Annotated in this window: 15 protein-coding genes; 2 read left to right on the top strand and 13 right to left on the bottom strand. The window is 71.8% G+C overall.

The window, feature by feature from the left end:
• The first annotated feature begins 58 nt into the window (after window positions 1–58).
• Complete coding sequence (locus FF100_RS25185; RefSeq protein ID WP_139038514.1) at window positions 59–280, top strand: hypothetical protein; 222 nt, start codon at window positions 59–61, stop codon at window positions 278–280.
• 143 nt (window positions 281–423) lie between these two features.
• On the opposite strand, the gene FF100_RS25180 is transcribed toward FF100_RS25185, so the two are convergent.
• From FF100_RS25180 to FF100_RS25140, 9 genes are all read right to left on the bottom strand, one after another.
• Window positions 424–2,856, bottom strand: a complete 2,433-nt coding sequence (locus tag FF100_RS25180; protein ID WP_139038513.1) for a PAS domain S-box protein — start codon at window positions 2,854–2,856, stop codon at window positions 424–426.
• A gap of 267 nt (window positions 2,857–3,123) precedes the next feature.
• On the bottom strand, window positions 3,124–3,912 hold the full coding sequence (locus FF100_RS25175) for an IclR family transcriptional regulator (RefSeq protein WP_139038512.1): 789 nt from the start codon (window positions 3,910–3,912) through the stop codon (window positions 3,124–3,126).
• A gap of 29 nt (window positions 3,913–3,941) precedes the next feature.
• Window positions 3,942–4,679, bottom strand: coding sequence for an SDR family NAD(P)-dependent oxidoreductase (locus tag FF100_RS25170; RefSeq protein ID WP_139038511.1), 738 nt, complete (start codon window positions 4,677–4,679; stop codon window positions 3,942–3,944).
• Complete coding sequence (locus FF100_RS25165; protein WP_246102341.1) at window positions 4,676–5,983, bottom strand: MFS transporter; 1,308 nt, start codon at window positions 5,981–5,983, stop codon at window positions 4,676–4,678. The genes FF100_RS25170 and FF100_RS25165 overlap by 4 nt, the downstream gene beginning before the upstream one ends.
• A gap of 308 nt (window positions 5,984–6,291) precedes the next feature.
• Window positions 6,292–6,849, bottom strand: coding sequence for a 2,4'-dihydroxyacetophenone dioxygenase family protein (locus FF100_RS25160; protein WP_205825003.1), 558 nt, complete (start codon window positions 6,847–6,849; stop codon window positions 6,292–6,294).
• A gap of 251 nt (window positions 6,850–7,100) precedes the next feature.
• Window positions 7,101–7,871 (bottom strand): Crp/Fnr family transcriptional regulator, encoded by a 771-nt coding sequence (locus FF100_RS25155; protein ID WP_139038554.1) that lies wholly within the window; start codon window positions 7,869–7,871, stop codon window positions 7,101–7,103.
• A gap of 1,083 nt (window positions 7,872–8,954) precedes the next feature.
• Window positions 8,955–9,770, bottom strand: a complete 816-nt coding sequence (locus tag FF100_RS25150) for a NepR family anti-sigma factor (protein WP_139038509.1) — start codon at window positions 9,768–9,770, stop codon at window positions 8,955–8,957.
• A gap of 138 nt (window positions 9,771–9,908) precedes the next feature.
• Entirely contained in the window at window positions 9,909–10,280 is a 372-nt protein-coding gene (locus tag FF100_RS25145; RefSeq protein WP_139038508.1) for a CsbD family protein, read from the bottom strand.
• A 146-nt stretch (window positions 10,281–10,426) separates the two neighbouring features.
• Complete coding sequence (locus FF100_RS25140; RefSeq protein WP_048451122.1) at window positions 10,427–10,630, bottom strand: CsbD family protein; 204 nt, start codon at window positions 10,628–10,630, stop codon at window positions 10,427–10,429.
• A gap of 169 nt (window positions 10,631–10,799) precedes the next feature.
• On the opposite strand from FF100_RS25140, the gene FF100_RS25135 reads away from it, so the two are divergent.
• On the top strand, window positions 10,800–12,047 hold the full coding sequence (locus FF100_RS25135; protein ID WP_139038507.1) for an Hsp70 family protein: 1,248 nt from the start codon (window positions 10,800–10,802) through the stop codon (window positions 12,045–12,047).
• 3 nt (window positions 12,048–12,050) lie between these two features.
• On the opposite strand, the gene FF100_RS25130 is transcribed toward FF100_RS25135, so the two are convergent.
• The 4 genes from FF100_RS25130 to FF100_RS25115 form a co-directional block, all read right to left on the bottom strand.
• On the bottom strand, window positions 12,051–12,998 hold the full coding sequence (locus FF100_RS25130; protein WP_139038506.1) for an ABC transporter substrate-binding protein: 948 nt from the start codon (window positions 12,996–12,998) through the stop codon (window positions 12,051–12,053).
• Between the two features lie 8 nt (window positions 12,999–13,006).
• Entirely contained in the window at window positions 13,007–14,110 is a 1,104-nt protein-coding gene (locus tag FF100_RS25125; RefSeq protein ID WP_139038505.1) for an LLM class flavin-dependent oxidoreductase, read from the bottom strand.
• 15 nt (window positions 14,111–14,125) lie between these two features.
• Window positions 14,126–15,295 carry an acyl-CoA dehydrogenase family protein gene (locus FF100_RS25120; RefSeq protein WP_139038504.1) on the bottom strand — a complete coding sequence of 390 codons (1,170 nt, stop codon included), beginning with the start codon at window positions 15,293–15,295 and terminating at the stop codon, window positions 14,126–14,128.
• A 496-nt stretch (window positions 15,296–15,791) separates the two neighbouring features.
• Window positions 15,792–17,609 (bottom strand): NAD(P)/FAD-dependent oxidoreductase, encoded by a 1,818-nt coding sequence (locus FF100_RS25115; RefSeq protein WP_139038503.1) that lies wholly within the window; start codon window positions 17,607–17,609, stop codon window positions 15,792–15,794.
• Window positions 17,610–17,663: the final 54 nt, after the last annotated feature.

Here is a 17,663-nt window from a genome sequence, read left to right as displayed (position 1 = left end):
CGCCCCGATGTCGGGGCGAGGGGGTGGACAGGATGCGGCCCGAGCGCGAGGATCACCGATGCCGGCATACCGATTGCGCGGGGCCGTCCGCGCCGCGGACGGGGAGATCGGCCCCCCGCTGATCGACGAGATCATCACCGCCGCCGACCGGGTCGAGGCGGTGCACCTCGCCAATGCCCGCGAGACGACCCCGGCCGACGAGCAGGTGAACGCCCTGTGGCTGGTCGACGAGAGCGGCACCCTCGTCTGGTCGCTGCGCCGGGCGGATCGCGAGGGGTAGGGGAGCGTCCGGTCGGGACGTCGTTGCCCCGCAAGCCGCTGGCCTTTCCCGGATCTTCTTGCGCATCGCGTCAGTCGTCCGGGACAGGGGCCGCGCGAGACCGCGCCGCGCCGGTCGCATCGTGCCGCTCCGCGGGCCGGGCCCTAACCCCGCCGCTCCCGCTCCCGCCCCGCCTCGATGATCGAGCGGATCCGCGCCGCCATCGTCTCGATGGAGAAGGGCTTGGTCAGCACCGCCATGCCGGGGCTCAAGGTGCCGCTGCCGAGGATCGCGGTCTCGGCGTAGCCGGTGATCAGCAGCACCTTGAGGTCGGGCCGGGTCTCCCGCGCGGTTTCCGCCATCTGGCGGCCGTTCATCCCGCCGGGCAGGCCGACATCGCTGACCAGCAGGTCGATCCGCACGTCGGATTGCAGCACGCGCAGGCCCGCCGCGCTGTCGCCGGCCTCGATCGCCGTATAGCCGAGGTCGTCCAGGATGTCGGTGACCAGCATCCGCACGGTCGGCTCGTCGTCGACCACCAGCACGGTCGCGCCCTCGTCCGAGCGCGGCAGGTCGAGGACCGCGCCGCCCTCGCTCTCCCGCGGCACCGGGCCGGCGTGGCGCGGCAGGTAGAGGCTGACCGTGGTGCCCTGGCCGACCGTCGAGGCGATGCGCACCTGGCCGCCGGATTGCTGCGCGAAGCCGTAGATCATCGACAGGCCGAGGCCCGTGCCCTCGCCGATCGGCTTCGTGGTGAAGAACGGTTCGAACACCCGGGCGATCACCTCCGGCGGCATGCCGGTGCCGGTATCGGTGACGCGCAGGCGCAGGTACTCGCCGGCCGGCATGTCGTGCCGGCGGGCGGCCCGGGCGTCGATCTCGCGGTTCGCGGTCTCGACGGTGATGCGGCCGCCGTCGGGCATCGCGTCGCGGGCGTTGAGGCAGAGGTTGAGCAGCGCGTTCTCGAGCTGCGACGGGTCGACCAGGGCCGGCCAGGCGCCGGGATCGCTGACCACCGCGAGGGTGATGCCGGGCCCGACGGTGCGCTGGATCAGCTCCTGCATCTCCCGCGCCAGCCGGTCGACGTCGGTCGGGCGCGGGTCGAGCGTCTGGCGGCGCGAGAAGGCGAGCAGCCGATGCGTCAACGCCGCGGCGCGCTTCGCCGCGCCCTGCGCCGCCGCCATGTAGCGCTCGACGTCCTTGAAGCGGCCCTGCGCGAGCCGGGTCTGCATCAGCTCGAGCGAGCCCGAGATGCCGGCGAGCAGGTTGTTGAAGTCGTGGGCGAGGCCGCCGGTGAGCTGGCCCACCGCCTCCATCTTCTGCGACTGGCGCAGCGCCTCCTGGGTCGCGGCGAGCTCGGCCTCGGCCCGCAGCCGGTCGGAGATGTCCTTGGCGTAGTGGAAGGCGCCGATCACCCGGCCGTCGGCGTCGCGCAGGGGCGAGTAGGAGACCTCCCAGGCGGGCTTGGCGAGGTCCGGATCGCCGAATTCCTCGGTCACCGTGTAGCATTCGCCGGCGAGCGCCCGTGCCATGAAGCCGCGCATCACCGGGGCCTGGTCCGGCGGGAAGAGGTCGGGAAACACCTCGCCGATCTGCACCCGATGCCCGAAGATCCGGTAGAACTCGTCGCTATGGGCCTGGTTGAAGGCGATCAGCCGGTAGCCGGTGTCGAAGGCGCAGATCGGCGCGGCGCTCGACTGAATGATGTCGCCGTAGAGGCGCAGCTCCGCCGTGCGGTCGGCGACCTGCCGGCCGAGGGACACGGTCAGGTCGCGCGAGGCGGCCTCCGCGGCCTTCCGCTCGGTGATGTCGGTGGCGGCGCCGTACCATTCGGTGATCCGGCCCTCGCCGTCGAGCACCGGCACCGCCCGGGACGAGGCCCAGCCGACCGACCCGTCGGCGCGATGGACCCGGTGCTCGAGGCTGTACGAGGTCTTGGTGCGGATCGCGCGCTCGATCTCGGCCAGCACCGCGGCCCGGTCCTCCTCCGGGATGTAGGTCTCGAGCCAGTCGGAGGAGGGCGAATGCGTGTCGGCCAGGAAGTTGCCGCCGGAGAGCTGGTACAGCCGGCTCCAGTCGGCGCTGATCCGGTAGCGCACCTCGGAGGACGAGCGCACCAGGGCGTCGAGCATCTGCTCGCGCCGGCGCAGGGCCTCGCCGAGATTGTGCAGGTGCTCGCGCTCCAGCGTGACGTCGAACTGCGAGGCGAAGAAGTAGGTGAGGGCGCCGTCCTCGTCGAAGACCGGCGAGATCAGCAGGCGGTTCCAGAATCGCTCGCCGTTCTTCTTGTGATTGAGCAGCTCGATCTCGATCGCCACGCGGCGCTCGATCGCGTCGCGGATCTTCGCCACGTCGGCGCGGTCGGTGCCCGGGCCCTGCAGGAAGCGGCAATTCTGCCCGAGGATCTCGGCGCGGGTGTAGCCGGTCAGCTTGGTGAAGGCGGCGTTGGCGAAGATGATCGGGTTGTCGGGCTGGCTCGGATCGGTGATCAGCATCGGCATCCGCGTCGCGCGCACGGCGGCGGCGAACGGATCGTGGCTCGGGCTCGATCGACCGATCTCGGCATCGATGCGGTCGGTTTCGCGGCGATCAGTCACTGGTCCGTCGCTCTCCCGCACGACCTCCGGAGGCGCTCCGCCACCGTCTGGCGCGCGCCCTACCACAGCGTGACAGGTTCGTGCACGATCCTGTTCGTGCTGCGGCGATCCGCGCGGGGGCGACGCGCCGCCTCATGCCCTTGCGCCTCGGCATCGGCGTGTCGCTGCCGAGGCGTCCGGCGCCTCAGCGCCGACGCCGGTCCGGGCTTGCCTTGCGCCGTCGAACGGATCCGTTCGAAGGCGCTGCGGTAGCGGACGTCGTTGTCCTCAGCCGCCCGCGACCCGCGCCACGTCCTCGGCGCAGGCCGTCATCGCCCGCAGCACCGTCTCGGGGGGCAGGGTCTCGAACCGGTAGCGCGGCAGGCTGACGCTGATGCCGCCGAGCACCCGGCCGCGTGCGCCGCGCAGCGCCATGCCGTAGCAGCAGATGTCGAGCTCGTTCTCTTGGAGGTCGAGGGAGTGGCCGCGCTCGCGCGTCTCCGCGACCGCCCGGCGCAGGGCGGCGGGGTCGGTGAGGCTGTGGGGCGTGCGCGCCGGCAGCGCGAGCCGGCCGAGGAGGGCGTCGAGTTCCGGCTCGGGCAGGGTCGCGAGCCACGCCTTGCCGACGGCGCTGGTATGCAGCGCCACCCGGGTGCCGATGCGGGAGGCCATCCGCACGGTGCGGTGGCTCTCGAGCTTGTCGATGTAGACCATCTCGCCGTGATCCGGCACCGCGAGGTGCACCGTCTCGTCGAGGTCGTCGCGCAGGCGCGCCAGGGAGGCGCCGGCCGCCTGGCGCAGGAGCGAGCCGTCCCACGACTGGAACGCCAGGCTGACGAGGCGCGGGCCGAGCCGCAGCACGCCGTTCTCGTCGGTCACGAGGCCTTCCGCCGTGAGCGCCGCCGCGATCCGGTGCACCGTCGGCCGCGGCAGGGCCGTCCGTTTCGCCAGCCCGGCGACCGTCGCCGCCTCCGGCGCGTCGGCCACCGCCTGGAGCACCCGCATGAACTTGCCGAAGGCGGCGGTGCCGGGAATCTCCGGGCGCAGGCCCGCACCGTCGGCGTCGTCTGGGCCCATGCGGGTGCCGCGTCCTCTGTCGGTTGACCTCAGGTGACGAGGTAGCCGCCATCGACCGGCAGCACCACCCCGGTCAGGAAGGCGGCGGCCGGGCTGACCAGGAAGGCCACCGCCGCCGCGACGTCGGACGGCGTGCCCCAGCGGCCGAGCGGCGTGCGCGCCAGGATCGGCCCGGCCCGGGCGGGGTCGTCCTGGAGCGCCTGCGTCAGCGGGGTCGCGATCCAGCCCGGCGCCACCGCGTTCACGCGGATCCCATCGGGCGCGTAGGCGATGGCGAGGGACTTCGTCAGCTGCGCGACGCCGCCCTTGCTGGCGCTATAGGCCGGCACCAGCCCCCCGCCGAAGAACGACAGCATCGAGGCGGTGTTGACGATCGTGCCGCCGCTCTCGGCCAGCTTCGCGCGGGCGGCGGCGCAGACCCGCATCGTGCCGGTGAGGTTGACCGCCAGCACCGCCTCGAACACCTCCGGCCGGTGCTCGTCGCCGCGCCGGATGATGCCGGCGCAGTTGACCACGATGTCGAGCCGGTCGCAGGCGCCGACGAGCGCCGCCACGGCCTCGCCGTCGGTGACGTCGAGCTCGTGCGCGGTGAGCGACAGACCGTCGGAGCGCGCGCAGGACGCGGCCCCGATCCCGGCGGCGTGCACCCGGGCGCCGAGCCGGGCCAGCGCCTCGGCGATGCCGGCGCCGATTCCGGACGTCGCGCCCGTCACGAGGGCGGTGCGGCCGGCGAGGAGACGAGGGGCGAAGGTATCGGCGAAGGTCATGGGCGCTCCGTCGGGATCAGGGTGTCGCTGCCTTCGAGGGGTTTTCGCACCAGGACGATGTAGGCGACCGCCGCCAGCACCGCGACGGCGGCCGCCGCGAGCAGCGCGTTGACGTAGGAGCCGGTGCCCTGGACGATGTAGCCGGTGATCACCGGCGCGAAGGATCCGGCGAAGTAGCCGCCGAAGTTCTGGATGCTGCCGAGCGACGCCACCTGGCGCTTGGGGACCGCCACGCTCACCATCATCCAGGCGGCGGCGCTCGCCATGTTGATGAAGAACATCGCCAGGCAGATATAGACGACCGCCAGCGTCACGCTCGGGGTGTAGGCCGCCGGCACGGTGAAGATCCCGCCGCCGAGGAGCCCGATGCAGACCGGCCATTTGCGGCTGGTGACGATGCTGGCGCCGCGGGCGAGCAGCCGGTCGGCGGCCTGGCCGGCGCAGAGCATGCCGATCGTGCCGAACACGTAGGGGATCGCCACCACCCAGCCGGTGCGGGCGACGCTCAGGCCCCGCTCGTGCTCGAGATAGGAGGGCAGCCAGGTCAGGTAGAGCCAGACCATGTAGATGACGCCCATGAAGCCGAGGATCATGCCCCAGGTCGTGGCGTGGGCGAACAGCCCGCGCCACTCCGAGAACGTCATGCGCCGGGCCGGCGGCTCAGGCGCCGCGCCCTCGTCGAGATGCGCGGTCTCCTCACGCGTCAGCGCCACCTCGGCCCGGTTGCGGTAGACGAGATACCAGCCGACCGCGACCACGATGCCGACGAGCCCGGTGACCACGAACATCCAGCGCCAGCCGAGGAGCACCATCATGGCGGTGAGGAGCGGCGGCGCGATGCACGGCCCGATGCAGGACGACGCGATGAAGATGCCGGTCGGCGTGCCGCGCTCGCGCAACGAGAACCACTCGCTCACCGTCTTGGCGCCGGCGGGGAATTGCGGCGCCTCGCCGAGGCCGAGCACGGCGCGGGCGACCACGAATTGCTGGAAATTGGCGACGAAGCCGGAGACCAGCTGCGCCAGCGACCAGAAGAACATCCCGGCCCCCAGCATGATGCGCGAGCCGAGCCGGTCGAGGAGCGCGCCCACCGGCAATTGCGAGAAGGCGTAGGCGAGGGAGAAGGCCGAGAGCAGCCAGCCCATCTCGGCCGGCGAGAGCGCCATCTCGTCCCGGATCGCCGTGTTGGCGATCGAGAGAGCCGAGCGATCGACGTAGTTGATGATGCCCGCCGCGGTCAGGAAGGCGACGGCGACCCACTGGATCCGGCGCAGGCGCGGCGACTTCGCGGGGGATTCAAGCAAGAGTGGTCGTGTGCCGGACGACATCGCGTTCCGGTCCTCCCGATTGGTGTTCGTTGGGATTTGATGATGCTGTGCGGCGTGCCTTGCCCGATCAGGGCAGGCGGGATCGCATCCCCGTCGACAGCCCGGCGCATCGTCCTGAGGGCTCGCCGCAGGCAGAGACCACGGATCCATGACCGCTCACGATGCAGGATGTGGCGGAACGCTGCCCGGCTTGTCCCCAGAACTCCGCTTCTACGGATCCCGGGTTCCGTCGCACGGCGGCGGGCATGCGGAGGGGGAAGGGATGGTCGCGGCCGCCATCCTCGTCACCGGATGAACCGGTCGACGTAATCCGCCCCCAGCCCCACCGCCTCGTAATGCGCCCGGCACATGTCGACCTTGGTGAACACGTCCTCGTAGCCGGTATGACGGCCCCACGGGTCGACGTAGTACATGCAGCCATTGACCTGGAAATAGGTGATCATCTCCTCGACGCCCTCGTCGACCACGAGCGTGTGGGTCTCGCCCGGGGGCTCGAAGGCGTAGGCGCCTTCGCTGGCGACCCAGTCGTGCTCGAGGTAGCGCCAGCTGCCCTTGAGCACGAAGGCGTGGACAGGCCCGGGATGGCGGTGGCGGCTGAGGATGCCGGCCTTGCGGACCTTCAGGAGGTTCATCCAGTAGCCGGCGGAGACGTTCAGGCAGAGCGGCCGGAACCACACGCTGTCGGCCTGCGGCACCCAGATCCGGTCATCCTCGGGAATCGCCGGAGCGACCACCAGATCGGGCCGGATCTCCGCCGGTTGCGGCTTCTGGTAGGGCATCCGCCGCAAGGTGGCGGCGTCGAGCCCGGCGGCCGGGTCGGCCGGCGGCATGGCGCTGGTCATGGTCTCCTCCCGATGTCCATATTGTGGACTTATCGTCCGTCATATGGATGGTCGGCGAGGGGCGGCCTGGTGTCAAACCACGGCCGCCGCATGGCAGCGTTGCAGCAGGGCGCACCCCGCCCCCCGGGCGGCTCGGGCTCGGTCGGCTTGGGCTCGGTCGGCTTGGGCTCGGTCGGGCGAAGGCCGGTTCCGGCGGCGGACGACCCGCGGCTCTCGTTCCGCGGGTCCGGGGGCGGAGCGCCCGGCTCGCCTCACTCGTGCTGGCGCGTCGGGTCCACCGCCACGATGGCGCCGTTCTCGGCGTACACCGCCCCGAGCACGGAGCGGAAATGGTGCCGGACCTTGCCGTAGCATTCGCAGGCGGAATGCTCGGCCTTGGCGCAGTCCAGGATGGTGATCTGGCCGCGGCGCACCGAGATCAGGCCGCGGCGTTGCAGCGCGCCGAGCACGCCGGTGAGATAGGTGCGGCGCACGCCGAGCATCTCCGCCAGCATCTCCTGCGTCACCGGCAGGACCGGCGTGCCGAGCCGGTCCTGGAAAGTCAGGAGCCAGCGCAGGCAGCGCTCCTCGATCGGGTGGACGGCGTTGCAGGCCACCGATTGCAGCACCTGGGCGAGCAGGCAATCGGCGTAGCGCACGAACAGGTCGCGCAGGGACGGCGAGGCGGCCCGGGCCCGGGTCAGCCGCTCGGCGTCGAGGCGCAGCACCGCGCCGCTGACCTGCACCACCGCCTCGCTGAAGGCCGGCAGGTAGCCGTGGCTGACGACGCCGCCCACCGCGCCCTCGTGCCCCACCGTCGCGGTCTCGACCATGCGCCCGTCGCGCATCCGCGAAACCAGGGTCACGGTGGTCTGGTTCAGCGGGAAAGTGACGTGCGACACGTCCTCGCCGGCGCGGAACAGCACCGTGCCGCGGACCCGCTGCCCGCGCTCCAGGTACGGCGCCAGCAGGGCGCGATCATTCGTGTCGAGGGCCTCGAGCAGGAGGTTGCCCTCGAAAAGACCGGCCTCAGAGGACCGCAACTCGTCCGGCGCATTCAAGGTCGTGGTCTCCGGGCATCCAGGCCTCGCCGCGGCAGATCCGGCCGGGGGGTAGCGACCGCCCCAACGCCTGCCGAGTGTCGCGTGCGATACGAGATGACGCCGTTCGCGCCGCCTATCCTCGCAACTTGAGCGAGCCCCGACTGGATCTAACGGCTGCAAATGGCAATGTCTGTCCTATTTCTGACATTGCAAGGACGATTCTGGCCTATGCCGCACGGCCGTGTTCATGATGCCGAGACACCCCGCATACTGTCACCCACTATGATAGCGCTCGACTTGGTGCAAACGGCTGATTCTCTACTGACGCAGCCGTTGCGAACAACGTCGCCCCGCTTACCCTTCTCCCTTGGTCGGCAGAGGGATTCTCGGAATATACGTTCGCGCGGATGTGGCGCGCGAGATGATTCTCTGGCTATGGGAGGTCGACAACATGATCACGATGCTCGCCATCACGCCCCATGCCGTAACGCCGGAGGGCCCGATGGGAGCCGAAACCTAACAATCCGGATACGAGCCGGCATCGTCAAGGCATTTGGATACCTAACCGAGGACTGGATAACTCCAGGTAAAGAGCGCGACGTCCACGATGCGCGCCGCCGAAATAGTGCGCACTAAATAATCGCAATCGTCTCGGTAGCTCCCGACATGCGATCGTTGGCGGTCGGTTCGCGTGAGGGAGGAGGCCGCGGAGGCGTCCGCCTCCACCCCGACGCACCGGAGCCGGTCCATGATCCCGTTGCCGGACGGGCGCTCCAGGACACCGGATCCAAAAGACCGCAGCGCCTTCGAACGAACTCGTTCGAAGGCGCAAGGCAAGCCCGAACGGGCGTCGGCGCTGATGCCAGGGCGCGGGGGTGTAAGACACCCGAAGGAGGGCATCCCGATGCGGATCTCGGTGTCGTTCAGGTTGCGGAGCCGCAGGTTCCACGCGCCCGAGCCATGCCGCGTGCCGTCTCGCGACACCGATCCGGATGGATCGCCGGATGGCGTCGGTCGCCCGTCGTGCGGCAGGTTCGCTGCGGACGGGCGCGAGCCCGATGGCCGGAACGCTCCGGCGCGACCTCAGCTGTCGAGGGCCAGGGCCCCCGAATGCCCCATCACCGAGCGGGTGAGCCGGTCGGCCCCCAGTTCGCCCCCGCTATAGCCCAGGAGCTCGGCGAGCTTGTCACGGGCGCGGCAGACCCGGCTCTTCACCGTGCCGACCTTGCACTGCATCAGCGCGGCGGCATCCTCGTAGGAGAGGTCGCCGACCGCGACCAGCATCAGGGCCTCGCGCTGCTCGGCCACCAGCTTGTTGAGCGCCGCCTGGAGGTCCTGCACGTCGAGCCGGTCGCCCTGGTTGGGGGCGGAGGTCAGGCGCGCCGAGTAGACGCCCTCGGTGTCCTCGACCTCGCGGGCGCGCTTGCGGTGCTCGGAATAGAAGGCGTTGCGCATGATCGTGAACAGCCAGGCGCTGAGATTGGTGCCGGCCTCGAACCGGTCGCGGTTCTGCCAGGCCTTCAGCATCGTGTCCTGTACCAGGTCGTCGGCGCGGACCGGATTGGCGGTCAGGGTCAGGGCGAAGCGGCGGAGTGCCGGGGCCGCCGCGAGCAGGTCCTCGCGGAACCGGTCCTTCTTCGGCGCGCCCATGATGGCGAGCGCCTGTTCGAGCCGTGCCAGCAGGTCGGCGAAGGCGCTCGGGGCCGGCTCCTCCGCGACCGCGGCATAATGGGCGCGGAGCCGCTCGCCGAGATGCTCCTGCACCGACTGGGGCAGGGCGGGGGGCGACAGGGGCAGGGCGGTCCGGCCGGAGGGTCCGGACTGAGAGGAAACGGTACCGGACGCAACAGTCTCGGCCGAAGCGGCGTCTGGCGGACCGGGGGGCGTGCTCTGGGTCATCAGGTCGTTCGGCTGGCGCGGGGATGGCACCAAGCTAGACCATTCGCCGCCGGGAGGCGAGGGTCATACCGACCCTCGATTGACGCAATGCAGCATGCCGGCCGCGGCGTTGCCGCTCCGGCACGCCCTCGGCGAGTTCTAGCGGCGGCCCTTCAGCAGCCAGCCGGCCACGAAGGCGAGGCCGGCGACGGCGAGCACCGTCTCGGTCGGGTGCGATTCGGCGCGGCGCAGGGCGGCGCGGCCGCGGTGATGCGCCTCGTCGTAGACCTCGCGGCCGCGCGCATAGGCGTGGCGCCCCCGTTTCTCGATCTGGCCGGCGAGGGCGGCGCCGTCATGGCTCAGCTCCTCGGCGACGCGGCGGCCGCGGCCATAGGCGTATTGCGCGCCGCCGACGACCTGGTTCAGCGCGCCTTCCGCCTGCGGCCGGACCCGGCCCGTCACGGCGCCGAACGCGGTCTGGCCGCGGCCCTTGATGTTGCGCAGGCCGCCCTCGATCTGGTCCCTGTTCATCGCACTCTCCTTGTCCGTTCGGCACAAGAAAAAGCCGGCCTCCCGCACGGGGTGCAGGGGACCGGCCCGATCGTTCGCTGGAGCGGGCCGCGCAGCCGGCCCCATCCTTCGCCGGAGCGGGCCGGCGCAGCCGGCCCGCATGCGGGTCAGAGCTTGCTCTTCACCGTGTCGGCGGCGTTCTTGATGCCGTCCTTGACGTCGCCGGTGGTCTTCTGGGCCTCGCCCTTCAGCTCCTGGGCCTTGCCCTCGGCCTGCAGCTTCTCGTTGCCGGTGGCGCTGCCGATGCCCTGCTTGATGTTGCCGACGGCCTCGTTGGCCAGGCCCTTGATCTTGTCGGTGGTGCTGCTCATGGGAAGCTCCTCGTCTTTTGCAGTTCGTCGACTGCTCAGGTCCGATGAACCGCCGAAATGGCGCATTGTTCCGCTGCGACAGACGGCCGGACCGGTTTCCGGACTGGACCGCGGGGGAGGAACCCGCTAGGTCGCGCGCCCTCCCCCTCGGCACCGGCAGAGATTCGGCATGGCGGCCTGCGGCCTCGATTTCGGTACCTCGAACACCACCCTCGGCCTCATCGGAGCCGATGGGCTCGCGCTCGCGCGGCTGGAGGGCGAGGCGGTCACGATCCCGAGCGCGATCTTCTTCCCGCCCGCGGGCGACGAGGCGATCGGCCGGGCCGCCATGGCGGCCTATGTCGAGGGCACGCCCGGGCGGCTGATGCGCAGCCTGAAATCGGTGCTCGGCTCGTCGCTCCTGGAGGAGACGACCCTGGTCGGGCGCCGGCGGCTGTCGTTCCGGGCGGTGATCGCCCGCTATCTCGCCGCCGTGAGGGCGCGGGCGGAGGGGCAGGCCGGCGGGCCCCTGACCCAGGTGGTGCATGGCCGTCCGGTCCACTTCGTCGACGGCGACGCGGACGGCGACCGCCGGGCCGAGGACGCGCTGGCCGCCATCGCCCGGGAGGTCGGCTTCACCGAGGTGTCGTTCCAGTACGAGCCGATCGCCGCGGCGCTCGACTACGAGCGCGGCCTCGACCGCGAGGAGGTGGCGCTGATCGCCGATATCGGCGGCGGCACCTCGGACTTCTCGGTGGTGCGCCTGAGCCCCGAGCGGCACCGGGCGGTGGAGCGGGCCGGCGACATCCTGGCCAATGACGGCGTGCGGATCGGCGGCACCGATTTCGACCGGATGCTCAGCGTCGGCGAGGTGATGCCCCTCCTAGGCCTCGGCAGCCCGATGCGCCGGCCCGGCCTCGACGTGCCGTCGTCCTATTTCCACGACCTCGCGACCTGGTCGCAGATCAACCGGCTCTACGACGGCAAGACCCTGCGCGAGCTGCGTTCCCTGCGCCGCGAGGTGGCGCGCCCCGAGCTGATCGACCGCCTCGCCGCGGTGATCGAGGCCGAGCGCGGTCATACCCTGGCGATGGATGTCGAGGACGCCAAGATCGCCCTGTCGGAGGTCGAGCGGGTCGACCTGCCCCTCGGCTGGGTCGAGCCCGGCCTCGCCGCCGAGATCGACCGCCCCGACCTCGCCCGTCATTCGGCCGACCTCGCCCGGCGCATCGGCGCCTGCATCGGCCGCTGCCTGCGCGACGCAGGCGTGGCGCCGGACGGGATCGACGCCCTGTTCCTCACCGGCGGCTCGACCCGCCTCGCCTCGGTCCGCGCCGCCATCCTGGCGACGGCGCCGGAGGCCCGGGTGGTCGAGGGCGACACCTTCGGCTCGGTCGGCCTCGGGCTGACGGTCGAGGCGGCGCGGCGCTACGGGTAGCCTCTACTGCGTCGCCGCCGCCGCCCCGGCCCGGGCGGCATCCCCGAACGAGGTGTCGAACACGCCTGCCGCATCGAGCCGGCGCGGGATCAGCCCGGCGCGGTGGTAGAGATCGGCGACGCGCTGCTCGTCGGCGATCACCGCGTCGTCGATCGGCGCCGGGCGGATGTCGGCCCGGCGGAACCAGGCGAGCGGCACCGCCTCGGGCAGGCCGATCAGCGCCGACCAGCGTCGGGCGAAGGCCTCCGGGTGCGCCGTGCCCCAGACCCGGGCCCGGGCGAGGCGCCGCACGAAATCCTCCAGCGCCGGGCGCTTGCCCGCGATGGCGTCGTCGCGGGCGATCTGGAAGCTCAGGCCCGGCGTCAGCCCGCGCCCGTCGGCGACGATGCGGGCCCGGCCCGAGATCTCGAGCTGCGAGGTGTAGGGCTCCCAGGTCGCCCAGGCGTCGATGGCGCCGGAGGTCAGCGCCATCTGGGCGTCGGCCGGCAGCAGGAACGACGGCGCCACGTCGCCGGGTCCCCACCCGGCGCGCTCCGCTTGCGCCAGGACGAGCATGTGGCCGATCGAGCCGCGCCCGGTGGCGATGCGCTTGCCCCTGAGGTCTGCGAAGGACCGCACCGGCGAATCCGGCCGCACCAGCACGGCGAGCCCGGCCTGCTCCTGGCGGATCGCGAAGATCGCCTTGATCGGCGCCCCGGCGGCCGCCGCGAAGGTGAAGGGCGCGTCGCCGGCGATGCCGCTGTCGATCGCCCCGGCATTGAGCGCTTCGAGCAGCGGCGCGGCGGCCGGGAACTCGCGCCATTCGAGCCGGTAGGGCAGCCCGTCGAGGACGCCGGCGGCTTCCATCAGGGCGCGCGAGCCGCCCTTCTGGTCGCCGACCCGCAGGACGGTCTCGGCACGGAGAGGAGACGCGGCGAGGACGAGGGCGATGAGGCCGAGGATCAGGCGCATGCCGGGCCTCACGCGGCGGCCGGGCGGCGGGCCGGCGCACCGGCGAGGCGCCGGAAGGCCGGGATCAGCTCGCGCCCGTACTGCACCGCATCCTCCAGCGGATCGAAGCCGCGGATCAGGAAGGTCGTCACCCCGAGGTCCCGGTACTCGTGCAGCGCCTCGGCGACCTGCTCGGGCGTGCCGACGAGCGCGGTGGAATTGCCCTGCGCCCCGGTCTCGGCGGCGATCGCGGTGTAGAGGCGCCGGTCGAGCCGCTCGCCCTGCGCCGCGGCGGCGAGCAGCCGGCGCGAGCCCTCGTTCGGCGGCACGGCGGCCGGGCCGAGGCCGCGGGCGGCGCGCAGAGCGCGGGTGCGTGCCAGGATCTCCTTTGCACGGGCCCAGGCTGCATCCTCGGTCGCGGCGAGGATCGGCCGGAACGACAGGCTGAAGCGGATCCGGTCCTCGCGTCCATGGGCCCGGGCCGCGGCGCGCACCCGGGCGATCGTCTCGCGCACCTGCGCCTGGGTCTCGCCCCAGAGGGCGTAGATGTCGGCGTGCCGCCCCGCCACTCCGATCGCGGCCTCCGACGCGCCGCCGAAATAGACCGGCAGGTGCGGCTGCTGCACCGGCTTCACCGCCGAGAAGCCCTTGGCGACGCGGTAATGGCGCCCGTCGTAGTCGAACGGCTCCGGGCTGGTCCAGGACGCCTTGACGATGTCGAGGTATTCGCTCGTGCGGGCGTAGCGCTCGTCCTTGGTCAGGCCGTCGCCGTCCTGCGCCAGCTCGGCGTCGTTGCCGCCGGTGATGATGTGGACGCCCGCGCGCCCGTCGGTGAGCTGGTCGAGCGTCGCGAGCTGGCGCGCCGCGACCGTCGGCGCCTGGAAGCCCGGCCGGTGCGCGATCATCAGGCCGATCCGCTCGGTGACCGAGGCGACGTATTGCGCCAGCGCGAAACTGTCGGGCGCGGTCGAGTGGAAGGCGATCAGCACCCGGTCGAACCCGCCATGCTCGTGCGCCTGCGCCGAGGCCCGGAGATAGGCACGGTCGACGACGGGGCCGGTGGGAGCGTGGATCTCCGACCCGTACTGCGCCGCGACGAAGCCGATGAAGTGCACGTCCTCGGTCTGTGGCATCGTGGTGGCTCCTTCTCAGACGCCCAAGGCCGCGCGTCCGGCCGCCAGCCGGACCGCGTCGCCCTGGGGGGTGTGGATGCGCGCGCAGAGCACGTCGCGCAGGTGGCGCTCCAGCGGGTTCCTGCGCGAGAGGCCGGGATTGCCCACGAGGGCGACCGCGTCCTGCACGACCGCGATCGCCGTCTCGGTGACGGTGAGCTTGACGACGCCGCTCTCCTCCGCCGAGGGCGGCGCCCCCGCATCGGTCTCGGCCGCGACGCTGCGCAGGAGCCGGCGGTTGACCGCGAGCCGGCGGGCGTTCTCGCCGACCGCCTCCTGGAACCGGGGCAGGCTCGCGAGCGGCGCGCCGAGATTGGCGGGCGCGCGCTCGGCCAGGTGAGCGCAGAGCCACGCCTGAGCCGCCCGGGCGACGCCGTCATAGAGGCTGGCGAGCAGGGTGGTGTTCCAGGCCAGCGTCACCGGATCGGGCCCGGCCCAGGCGGCGGGCGGGCGCAGGTCGAGGGCGTGGTCGTCGGGGACCAGCACCCCGTCGAGGACGACGTCGTGGCTGCCGCTCGCCCGCAGGCCGAGATGGTCCCATGTTTCCTCGATCCGCACCCCCGGCGCCGCCATCGGCACCAGCACCAGCCCGACCCGCGGCGCGGCCTCGTCGGTGCGGGCCCAGACCAGTCCGTGGGACAGGATCGGCGCCCCGGTCGAGTAGATCTTGCGGCCGCTGACCCGCCAGCCCCCGGGCGTCGCCCGCGCCACCGTCTCCGGCAGGCCGCCGCGGGCCGGCGAGCCGAGGGCCGGCTCGACCCGCAACGCGTTGACGAAGGCGCCCTCATGCACGGCCGCCCGCTGCAGCCGCTCGACGATCCCGGCCGGCCAGCCCCGGGCGTTTGCGAGGCTGGTGTGATGCACGCACTGCATCGCCAGGACGAGGCTCGCCGCCGGGTCGGCCTCGGCCAGCGTCCCGATGACCGCGCTCGCGACCGCGAGCCCGGCGCCGCCTCCACCCCGGGCAGCCGGCACCGTCAGGGCGGCGAGGCCCGCCTCCCGGATCGCCGCCAGGCTCGCATGGGCGAAGCGCCCGTCGCGGTCGTCCGACGCGGCGAGCGGCGCCAGGGTGGGGGCGAGCGCCCGCGCCACCGCGACGGGGTCCCGGGCCGGCGCCGGATCGGGCCGGCGCAGCGGGATCGTCATGCCGCGGTGCCTCGCGACGGGCGGGGGTAACGGTGCCGGAACGGGCGGCACGGAAGCATGGTCACGGTCTTTCCCTCGCGCGGAACTGTATCCGGGCCGGCCCGCGATGGGCGCCGGTCTCGGCGACATCCTGATGTCGATGGTCGTCAGACTGTGATCGTGGCTGGCGTGAGCGTCAACCGGAATGATGTTCTGAAATATTCGAGGAATGTGGAAGTAATTTTCTTGTATGGTGGTGGGGGGATGAAGGGATTTTTTGAGGTGGATCCGTTCGGTCGTGCGACGGTCTCGAGGCTGCCGGGCCGCGCCGGGCGATCTTGCTTGAAGCATGGCAATTCATAGGATCAGGGAGGCGCGGATCTTCTCCTCTCCCGGCGGGCCGGGGAGGAGAAGATCCGTGCTATGCCGTGTCGCGGGACAGTCCTGCGCGGGCGGTCGAAGATGATCCGTTCCCGACCCCGGGCGCTTCACCGCCCGGGACGCCCGTCAGCGCCCCTCACGCCGTATGATGCGTCTCGGCGAGCGCGTAGACCGGCGTCGGCACGCCCTCCCTCCGCGCCTTCAGCTGCAGCGCGAGATAGAGCGAGTAGTGACGCGACTGGTGCAGGTTGCCGCCGTGGAACCACAGCGCCTCCTGCCGGGTCGGCTTCCACATGTTGCGCAGCTCGCCCTCCCAGGGCCCGGGATCCTTGGCGGTGTCCGAGCCGAGGCCCCAGCACTTGCCGACCCGGTCGGCGACCTCCTGGCTGATCAGCCGGGCGGCCCAGCCGTTCATCGAGCCGTAGCCGGTGGCGTAGACGATCACGTCGGCAGGCAGCCGCGTGCCGTCCTCCAGCACCACCGCATCCTCGGTGATCTCCTTGACCTTGCCATGCGCGAGCTTGATCTGGCCGTCGGCGATCAGGTCGGAGGCGCCGACATCGATGTAGTAGCCGGAGCCGCGGCGCAGGTACTTCATGAACAGGCCCGAGCCGTCATCGCCGAAATCGAGCCGGAAGCCGGCCTTCTCGAGCCTCGCGTAGAAATCGGCGTCGCGGACCTTCGCCTGCTCGTACACGGGAATGTGGAACTCGTGCATGATCCGGTAGGGCACCGAGGCGAACAGCATGTCGGCCTTGTCGGTGGTGATGCCCCGGGCGAGCGCCTCCTCCGAGTAGAGGCCGCCGAGCGCCAGCTCCATCAGCGTCTCCGACTTGACGATGTGGGTCGAGGAGCGCTGCACCATGGTGACGTCGGCGCCGTTCTCGTAGAAATCGGCGCAGATGTCGTGGGCCGAGTTGTTGGAGCCGATCACCACCGCGCGCTTGCCGCGATAGGCCTCGCCGCCCGGGTGCCGGCTCGAATGGTGGCTCTCGCCCGTGAAGCGCTCCATGCCGGGATAGTTCGGCAGGTTCGGCACCCCGGACATGCCGGTGGCGAGCACCAGCTGCTTCGGCCGCAGGGTCAGCCGCTCGCCGTCGCGGGTGAGGTCGACCACCCATTCCGCGGCCGCCGCGTCGTAGCGCGCCGCGTGAACCTCGGTCTTCGACCAATAGTTCAGCTCCATGACCCGGGTGTACATCTCGAGCCAGTCGCCGACCTTGTCCTTGGCGGCGAAGACCGGCCAATGGTCGGGGAAGGGCAGGTACGGCAGGTGGTCGTACCAGACCGGGTCGTGCAGGTGCAGCGACTTGTAGCGGCTGCGCCACTGGTCGCCGGGTCTTTCGTGCTTGTCGACGATCAGGGCCGGTACGCCGAGGCGCTTCAGCCGGGCGCCGAGCGCGATGCCGCCCTGGCCGCCGCCGACCACCAGCGCGTAGGGCTGGCGGGTACGCCCGAGTTCCGCCTCCTCGTCCTGCCGCCGCTCCGCCCAGGAGCGCCGCCCGCGCTCGACGCCGTGATGCACGCCCTTCTCGCGGCGCGGCCCGCCCGGTTCCTCGTGGCCCTTGAGCTCGCGGGCCGCAGTCAGCAGCGTCCAGGCCTCCTCGCCCTTGAGCCGCACGTACCCGCGCCCGCGCAGAGCGGCGGTCTCGAAGGCGATCCAGGCCTCGGTGACGCCGTCCGCCTCGGTGGCCGGCTCCTCCAGGGTGAAGCTCCCGGGCGCCACCGCCCCGAGCTGCGCCTCCAGCATGGTGCGGATCGCGCCGCGTCCCTCCAGGGTGGTGATGTTCCAGGTGAAGGCGACGAGATCGCGCCAGAAGCCCGTCTCGGCGAACAAAGCCGCCGCCCCGTCGGCATCGCCCTCCTTGAGGGCGGCCTCGAACCGGTCGAGCCAGGCGATCACCCGCGCGTCGGCGGGCGACAGCGGGTCGGCCTTGCGAAAAATGGCGTCCATGGCGGTTCCTCCCGCTTGTTGTGCGGGGTGGGTTGCGCAAGCGGTGTGCCAGGG

This window comes from Methylobacterium terricola, from assembly GCF_006151805.1.
GTDB classification, from domain to species: Bacteria; Pseudomonadota; Alphaproteobacteria; order Rhizobiales; family Beijerinckiaceae; genus Methylobacterium; species Methylobacterium terricola.
Note: the sequence above shows the minus strand (reverse complement) of the source record. Positions and strands in the feature narration are given on the sequence as shown.

Bases quoted from the DNA above. Each gene is read 5' to 3' on its own strand.
- FF100_RS25185 (WP_139038514.1), top strand. From the start codon at position 59: ATGCCGGCATACCGATTGCGCGGGGCCGTCCGCGCCGCGGACGGGGAG.
- FF100_RS25175 (WP_139038512.1), bottom strand. From the start codon at position 3,912: ATGGGCCCAGACGACGCCGACGGTGCGGGCCTGCGCCCGGAGATTCCC.
- FF100_RS25170 (WP_139038511.1), bottom strand. From the start codon at position 4,679: ATGACCTTCGCCGATACCTTCGCCCCTCGTCTCCTCGCCGGCCGCACC.
- FF100_RS25160 (WP_205825003.1), bottom strand. From the start codon at position 6,849: ATGACCAGCGCCATGCCGCCGGCCGACCCGGCCGCCGGGCTCGACGCC.
- FF100_RS25150 (WP_139038509.1), bottom strand. From the start codon at position 9,770: ATGACCCAGAGCACGCCCCCCGGTCCGCCAGACGCCGCTTCGGCCGAG.
- FF100_RS25145 (WP_139038508.1), bottom strand. From the start codon at position 10,280: ATGAACAGGGACCAGATCGAGGGCGGCCTGCGCAACATCAAGGGCCGC.
- FF100_RS25140 (WP_048451122.1), bottom strand. From the start codon at position 10,630: ATGAGCAGCACCACCGACAAGATCAAGGGCCTGGCCAACGAGGCCGTC.
- FF100_RS25135 (WP_139038507.1), top strand. From the start codon at position 10,800: ATGGCGGCCTGCGGCCTCGATTTCGGTACCTCGAACACCACCCTCGGC.
- FF100_RS25130 (WP_139038506.1), bottom strand. From the start codon at position 12,998: ATGCGCCTGATCCTCGGCCTCATCGCCCTCGTCCTCGCCGCGTCTCCT.
- FF100_RS25125 (WP_139038505.1), bottom strand. From the start codon at position 14,110: ATGCCACAGACCGAGGACGTGCACTTCATCGGCTTCGTCGCGGCGCAG.
- FF100_RS25120 (WP_139038504.1), bottom strand. From the start codon at position 15,295: ATGACGATCCCGCTGCGCCGGCCCGATCCGGCGCCGGCCCGGGACCCC.
- FF100_RS25115 (WP_139038503.1), bottom strand. From the start codon at position 17,609: ATGGACGCCATTTTTCGCAAGGCCGACCCGCTGTCGCCCGCCGACGCG.